The organism is Streptomyces sp. NPDC058291 (genome assembly GCF_042880855.1).
Lineage (GTDB): Bacteria > Actinomycetota > Actinomycetes > Streptomycetales > Streptomycetaceae > Streptomyces.
Map to the genome: position 1 here is coordinate 37,586 of NZ_JBHVYK010000049.1, position 6,226 is coordinate 43,811.

The 6,226-nt window shown below is 73.3% G+C and carries 6 protein-coding genes and 1 pseudogene; 3 read left to right on the forward strand and 4 right to left on the reverse strand.

What is annotated here, in order from left to right; translation table 11 throughout:
* Positions 1-504: 504 nt before the first annotated feature.
* Positions 505-984, reverse strand: a complete 480-nt coding sequence (locus ACFVYK_RS23695; protein WP_389777292.1) for a carboxymuconolactone decarboxylase family protein — start codon at positions 982-984, stop codon at positions 505-507.
* 70 nt (positions 985-1,054) lie between these two features.
* Here ACFVYK_RS23695 and ACFVYK_RS23700 point away from each other — a divergent pair.
* A pseudogene (locus tag ACFVYK_RS23700) lies at positions 1,055-1,252 on the forward strand (sigma factor); the annotation flags it as partial.
* Between the two features lie 488 nt (positions 1,253-1,740).
* Positions 1,741-2,568, forward strand: coding sequence for a BTAD domain-containing putative transcriptional regulator (locus ACFVYK_RS23705; protein WP_389777294.1), 828 nt, complete (start codon positions 1,741-1,743; stop codon positions 2,566-2,568).
* A 58-nt stretch (positions 2,569-2,626) separates the two neighbouring features.
* Here ACFVYK_RS23705 and ACFVYK_RS23710 read toward each other — a convergent pair whose 3' ends face one another.
* Together ACFVYK_RS23710 and ACFVYK_RS23715 are read right to left on the reverse strand one after the other, a co-directional pair.
* Positions 2,627-3,652 carry a BTAD domain-containing putative transcriptional regulator gene (locus ACFVYK_RS23710; RefSeq protein ID WP_389777296.1) on the reverse strand — a complete coding sequence of 342 codons (1,026 nt, stop codon included), beginning with the start codon at positions 3,650-3,652 and terminating at the stop codon, positions 2,627-2,629.
* A gap of 224 nt (positions 3,653-3,876) precedes the next feature.
* Complete coding sequence (locus ACFVYK_RS23715; RefSeq protein ID WP_389777299.1) at positions 3,877-4,215, reverse strand: hypothetical protein; 339 nt, start codon at positions 4,213-4,215, stop codon at positions 3,877-3,879.
* 307 nt (positions 4,216-4,522) lie between these two features.
* On the opposite strand from ACFVYK_RS23715, the gene ACFVYK_RS23720 reads away from it, so the two are divergent.
* A complete protein-coding gene (locus ACFVYK_RS23720) occupies positions 4,523-5,344 on the forward strand; it encodes a BTAD domain-containing putative transcriptional regulator (protein ID WP_389777302.1) in 822 nt (273 codons plus the stop codon).
* Between the two features lie 19 nt (positions 5,345-5,363).
* On the opposite strand, the gene ACFVYK_RS23725 is transcribed toward ACFVYK_RS23720, so the two are convergent.
* Positions 5,364-5,597, reverse strand: coding sequence for a DUF6059 family protein (locus tag ACFVYK_RS23725; protein ID WP_389777305.1), 234 nt, complete (start codon positions 5,595-5,597; stop codon positions 5,364-5,366).
* Between the last annotated feature and the right edge of the window lie 629 nt (positions 5,598-6,226).

Sequence of the window (6,226 nt, forward strand, 5' to 3'; positions counted from 1 at the left end):
CGTCCCCGCGTCCCCGCGTCCCCGCGTCCCCGCGTCCCCGCGTCCCCGCGTCCCCGCGTCCCCGGGTCCGCGGGTCCGCGGGTTCCCGGCCCGGTCGTTTCGTGCGGGCCGCAGACTTTGCCGCAGCAGACGCCGGGGCGGTCAGTCGGTTCGGCAGGCGGCAGGTGGCAGGCGGGCCCGGTGGCAGGCCGACCCGGTGGTTAGGCCGGCCGGGTGGCAGGCCGGCCGGGTGGCAGGCCGGCCCGGTGGCAGGCGGCCACGGAGTGCAGGCGGGCCCGGTGGCAGGCCGGCCCGGTGGCAGGCGGCCACGGAGTGCAGCCGGGCCCGGTGGCAGGCCGACCCGGTGGTTAGGCGGCCACGGAGTGCAGGCGGGCCCGGTGGCCGCCTTTTCGGCCCGCCGGCCCGCCGGCCCGCCGCCGGCGCAGGCGCAGGCGGGCCGCCGCCTGCGCCGGCGCCCGCACCGGCTTCTGTCGACCGGTCGGCCGGTCGACGGCGCCCGTCCGGTCACCAGGTGGTGCCGGCGGGCTCCTCGATGGTGGTGTTGATGCGGTTGAAGAAGTTGGTGAGGCTGATCATCAGGATGATCGCGGAGAGCTGCTCCTCGTTGAAGTGGTCCGCGGCGTCGTTCCACACCTCGTCCGGGACGGCCTTGCCGGAGCGGTCGGCGATCCGGGTGGCGGCCTCGGTCAGGGCCAGGGCCGCGCGTTCCTCGTCGGTGAAGAACGGCGCCTCGCGCCAGGCGGCCACGGAGTGCAGGCGTTCGTCGCTCTCGCCGTGCTTCTTCGCGCCCGCCACGCCGGCGAACACGCAGGCGCTGCAACCGTTGATCTGGCTGGCCCGCAGGTGGACCAGTTCGAGGATCTGCGGGGGGACGCCGCCCTGGTACATGGCGCCGTAGATGCTCTGGATGCCCTTCATGGCGTCCGGCAGGACCAGAGCGGGGTTCTTCATGCGGGCGGTGGTGGTGGTGGCAGCGGTGTTCATCTGATGCTCTCCTGGTGATCGGTTAGCGTCTGTCACTGGACCGACGGATGCGGACGCGAGGGTGTGACAGGTGAGCGGGGACTTATTTCTGGCCGGCCGTTTCGAGGCGGAACGGCCGGGGCTGCGGGCGGTGGCCTACCGGATGCCGGGGTCGCTCGCCGAGGCGGAGGACGCCGTCCAGGAGGCGTGGTTCAAGCTCAGCCGCACCGATGTGAGCGAGGTGCGCAACCTGGGGGCCGGGCTCACGACGGTCGTGGGCCGGACCTGCCCCATCCGGGACGGGCGGGTCACCAGGCTCGACATCCTCACCGACCCCGGCCGTCTGGCCGGGCTCGGGCTGGCTCCCTGACTGCCTCACTCCCGGACTCCCCTGGCTCCGTGACTTCCTGACTGCCCGACTGCCCGACTTCCTGGCTGCCTGACCGCCTGACTTCCTGACGTCGTCCCAGCGGCCTCCGGCGTCTCCCGCACCGCCGCCGCACCGTCTCACAGGGTCCTCAGGCGGCGCTCGAGCGTCAGCCCCTCGCCCTCACCCCCGCATCCCGCGCCTCCGCACGACGCCTGCGGACGGTGGAAGTCCGGGCTCTGCGGGGAGCGGAGGGGGTCCTCGGACATCTTCACTTCTCATTGACAAACCGACTATGCTGTTTTTTACTCGTGCTCAAGCAGAAGCCGTGGCGCACCGTCCAAGCTTCCAAGCGGTGGTCATCACGGCATGGATCCGTACGCAACCGGCACCGGACGAAGGGGGAGACAGTGGACATCGAGGTTTTGGGCGCGCTGTCGGTACGCGAGCACGGCATCTCCGTCACACCCACGGCACCCAAGCCGCGGCAGGTGCTGGCCCTGCTCGCTCTGCACGCGGACCGCGTGGTCCAGGTCTCCTCCCTGATCGAGGAGCTGTGGGACGACGAGCCGCCGCGCAGCGCCCGCACCACGCTGCAGACGTACGTGCTGCAGCTGCGGGAGCTCATCGGCGAGGCGCTGGCCCAGGCAGGCGAGAAGGGCGTCACCGCCAAGGACATCCTGGTCACCCTCCCCGGCGGCTACCGTCTGAACACCCGTGGCGGCCGGGTCGACTTCCGCGAGTTCGAGAAGCAGGCCGGCGCGGGCTACCGGGCCATGGACGCCGACGACTTCTCCGGCGCGGCACGGCGGCTGCGCGAGGCGTTGTCCCTGTGGACCGGCCCGGCACTCGCCGACGTCACCGCCGGCAGCCGGATCGGCCTCGAGGTCAAGCGCCTGGACGAGGCCCGGCTGTGCGCCCTCGACCAGCGCATCGAGGCAGATCTGCGCCGCGGCCGCCACCGCGAGCTGCTGTCCGAGCTGACCGTCCTCGTCAACCGGCACCGGATGCACGAGAGCCTGCACGGCCAGTTCATGGTGGCCCTGCACCGGTCCGGGCGGCGTGGCGACGCGCTCAACGTCTACCAGCGGCTGCGCACCACGCTCGTACGGGAGTTGGGCCTGGAGCCGTCGGCGACGCTCAGCCGGCTGCAGCGCTCCATCCTGATGGCCACCCCCGAGACCCTCCCGGGCCGCGACCCGGAGATCATCGGGCAGCCCATGGTCCGGGTGAGCTGACCCGCATCCCGCACGAGCGGGCCGGGCGCCGGGCGCCGCCCGGTGGCGGGCGGTCCCGTCACCGGACCCGGGCCGACGCCGCCAGGGCCGACAGGTGGTCGAAGCGGCGGATCAGGGCCTCCTGCTCCCAGGTGAGGCGCTCCACATGACGCCGCAAGCGGGCGATCTCGTCGGTGAGGGGCAGGACCGCGGCCTCCGGCAAGGGGGCCGGGGGGTGGTGGACGGCCGCCGGCAACGGATCGGCGGGGCCGCACAGCGCGAGCGCCGGGTCGTGGCGGAGGATCGCCTCCATCCGGCCGCGCAGGACCGGACCGGGCTCGACGCCGAGTTCCAGAGCCAGGTGCATGCGGGCCCGGTCGTGGACGCCGAGGGCCTCCGCCGGCCGGCCGCAGCGGTACAGGGCCACCATCAGCAGGTCGTAGAAACGTTCCCGCACGGGGTGATCGCTGGTCAGTTCCTCCAACTCGCCCGTTATCTCGCGGTGCCGGCCGGTCCGCAGGCACGCGTCGTACAGCGCCTCCAGTGCCGTCAGCCGGTTCTCCTCCAGCAGGGCCGCCTCGGCCGCGCAGACGGTGCCGCGCACGCTGCCTTCCAAGGCCGGCCCCCGCCACAACGACAGCGCCCGGCGCAACAGGCCGGCGCCGTGTCCGGGATCGCCGACCGCCGCGGCCCGGCCCTCGGCCGCCAGCCGGTTGAACAGGTCGGCGTCGGTGGTGGCCCCGCCCAGCCGCAGGACATAGCCGAGGGAGCGGGTCACGACCCGGTCGTGGCGCGGCTCACCGGCTGTCCCGGGCGCCGTCGGCAGCACCCGGCGCAACCGGGCGACATGGGCTTGCAGGGCGTTCGCCGCATGCGCGGGCGGATGCCCGCCCCACAACTCGTCGATGAGCCGGGGGACGGAGACGATCTGCCCCGCCTTCACCAGGAGTGCGCCCAGCAGAGCCCGCTGTTTGGCCCCCGAAGGGCGGATCCACCGGCCGGTGCGCTCGTCGTGGAACTCGACGGGGCCGAGGATGCGGAAGAGCACCCCGTCCCCGCCCGCAGGCCCGGCCGTCTCCGGACCCGTGCCGTCGTGCCTGCTCACGCTTTCGCTCTCCCGGCCGAGGACCGTAGAGGAGTGCGCACCGCATTCCATGGATGGCTCCCTCTGGTGATCCCGTTCCGACCGGCCGGGAATTGGAAGAGGTGTGAGGCAATTCCACCGGCTATCGGACCATAGACGCCGCATGCGAACGGCGGGGAGAAAACGGCCCCGGCTCCAGCGGAATTGCGGGGTTCTTCGAGTTCACCCCGTACGACGTGTGCGGATCACCGGCGGCCGCCTTGTCCGCCGGAGACCGGACGCGTCATCAGCTCGGGGAATCCGACCTCGACGCCGCGTCGGTGCCAGGCGGAGACCAGTTCCATGACGGCGACCGCATCCAGGCCCTGGCACGACGATTCCGCGCCGGGCGCCGGGGCGTTGGGGCCGGCACCCCGGGCACGGGAGGCGATCATCAGCCGCAGCAGCTGCCGCGTCAGCGGGTCCGGGCCCGCGGGCGAACCCTGCCGGCCGTCCCGCCCAAGGATCTCGGTGCTCTCGGTGCTCTCGGTGCTCTCGGTGCTTTCCGTGGTCTCGGTGCTCTCCGCGCTCTCGACGGTTTTCATGGCGCGGAAAGCTAACAGCGCGGGTCCGCTCCGAGAAGACGGCCTGCTCCCCCTTTTTCCGGCGGTCAGGTGAACATCAGGGATATGTCAGCCAGGCCCCGGCAGAAGGGCGCCCGCAAGAAGGTCACTCGATGATTCCTCGACGATATCCGAGGGCCGGGTTGCGGCGGGATACGGTGCGCCTCGTGCATGCGTCGCGGGAAAGGGCATACGGCCCCCGCGTGGCGCAATATCGACGAACCTCGGGCACCGATTCGCACACCGGATCGGAAACCGACAACAGCCGTCGAGGTACGGGGAGGAAGCCATGAAGATTCGTGTTCTTGGTCCACTGAGTGCCGACGTCAACGGGATGTCGATCGTCCCGACGGCCGGGAAGCCGCGCCAGATCCTGGCCCTGCTGGCCCTCTACCCGGGCCGGGTCATGCCCGTGCCCACCCTCATGGAGGAGATCTGGGGCTCCGACCTCCCCCAGAGCGCCCTCACCACCCTGCAGACCTACATCCTCCAGCTGCGGCGCCGGCTCGGCACCGCCATGGGGCCCGGCGCCCCCGGCACCGCCAAGGACGTGCTGGCCACCCGGCACGGCGGCTACCTGCTGCAGATACCCGCCGACGCGGTCGACGTCCACGCCTACGAGTGTCTCGTCACGGAGGGCCAGCAGGCCTTCGAGAAGGGGGACGACGAGCTGGCGGCCCGCACCTACCGCCAGGCGCTGGACCTGTGGCAGGGTCCCGCCCTGGTCGACGTACGCGTCGGCCCGGTGCTGGAGATCGAGGCGATGCGGCTGGAGGAGAGCAGGCTCGTCACCCGGGAACGCCGCATCGACGCCGACCTCCGGCTCGGCCGGCACACCGAGGTCACCGCCGAGCTGATGGACCTGACCGCCCGGCACCCCGAGCACGAGGGGCTGCACTCGCAGGCCATGGTGGCGCTGTACCGCTCCGGTCGGCAGGCCGCCGCGCTCGACGTCTACCACCGGCTGCGCCGCCGTCTGGTCGAGGAGCTGGGCGTGGAACCCTCGCCGCAGTTGCAGCGGCTGCACCAGGCGATGCTCGCCGTCGACCCCCAGCTGGACGTGATGTCCGGTCCTCGGCGCACCTCCACCTTCGACCTGTACGCGGCCTGACGCCGCGCCGCCGGACACGTCAGTCCGCGAGGTCCAGCTCTCTGAGCAGAGTCCGTTCCAGCGGGGTCAGGGGCAGGTCCGGACGCAGACGCTCGGGATGGCCGGGCGGGGGCGCCTGAAGCAGCCGGGCGGCACGGGCCCGGGCTGCCTCGCCCGCGATCTGGACGGCGCCGGCCGCCACCAGGCACTGCCAGACGCAGGCCGCCAGGGCGCGGGCCGCCCGCCGCACGCGCCGGGCACCGGAAAACGCCATCAGAACTCCTTCGGGCAGCGGATCGCCGTTCCCCGCCCGCCACGTTGGGCCCGCACGCTCGTGAACCGCCTGACGCCCTCTCGAGTCCGACAGACCTGCTGTCGCCGGAGCGCGCGCGAGGCGCCAGGGCGGCGGTCCGCGAAGAGCAGGCCGCGCACAGACACCGTCCCGGCCGGTTGCCCGGGCCACGGCCGTCCGCACGCGACGGCCGTCGGCGTCGTCGGCGTCCCCGCCGGGACGGGTGAGCGGCCGAACGACCCGCCGCCACACCGCCCGTCGGCCCGTCGGCCCTCTCCGTGGCGCGCACCCGACGGGCCGTGACGCTCCGCGCCGGCGCCGCCAGAAGGCCGCCGACGAAGGTCGCCACAGTCGGATCCGGGTCGAGCCGACGTCGAGCCAGGACGCCCCGCCGGCGGGGCCCGCAGAGCCCCGTCCTCGCCCGGGCGGCCCCCCGCGCCCCCGGCCGGGACTCAGGGCCGGTCGCGAAGGTCGCCACAGTCGGGTCCGGGTCGAGCCGACGTCGAGCCAGGACGCCCCGCGGGCGGGGCCCGCAGAGCCCCGTCCTCGCCCGGGCGGCCCCCCGCGCCCCCGGCCGGGACTCAGGGCCGGTCGCGAAGGTCGCCACAGTC

Bases quoted from the DNA above. Each gene is read 5' to 3' on its own strand.
- ACFVYK_RS23695 (WP_389777292.1), bottom strand. From the start codon at position 984: ATGAACACCGCTGCCACCACCACCACCGCCCGCATGAAGAACCCCGCT.
- ACFVYK_RS23715 (WP_389777299.1), bottom strand. From the start codon at position 4,215: ATGAAAACCGTCGAGAGCGCGGAGAGCACCGAGACCACGGAAAGCACC.
- ACFVYK_RS23720 (WP_389777302.1), top strand. From the start codon at position 4,523: ATGAAGATTCGTGTTCTTGGTCCACTGAGTGCCGACGTCAACGGGATG.
- ACFVYK_RS23725 (WP_389777305.1), bottom strand. From the start codon at position 5,597: ATGGCGTTTTCCGGTGCCCGGCGCGTGCGGCGGGCGGCCCGCGCCCTG.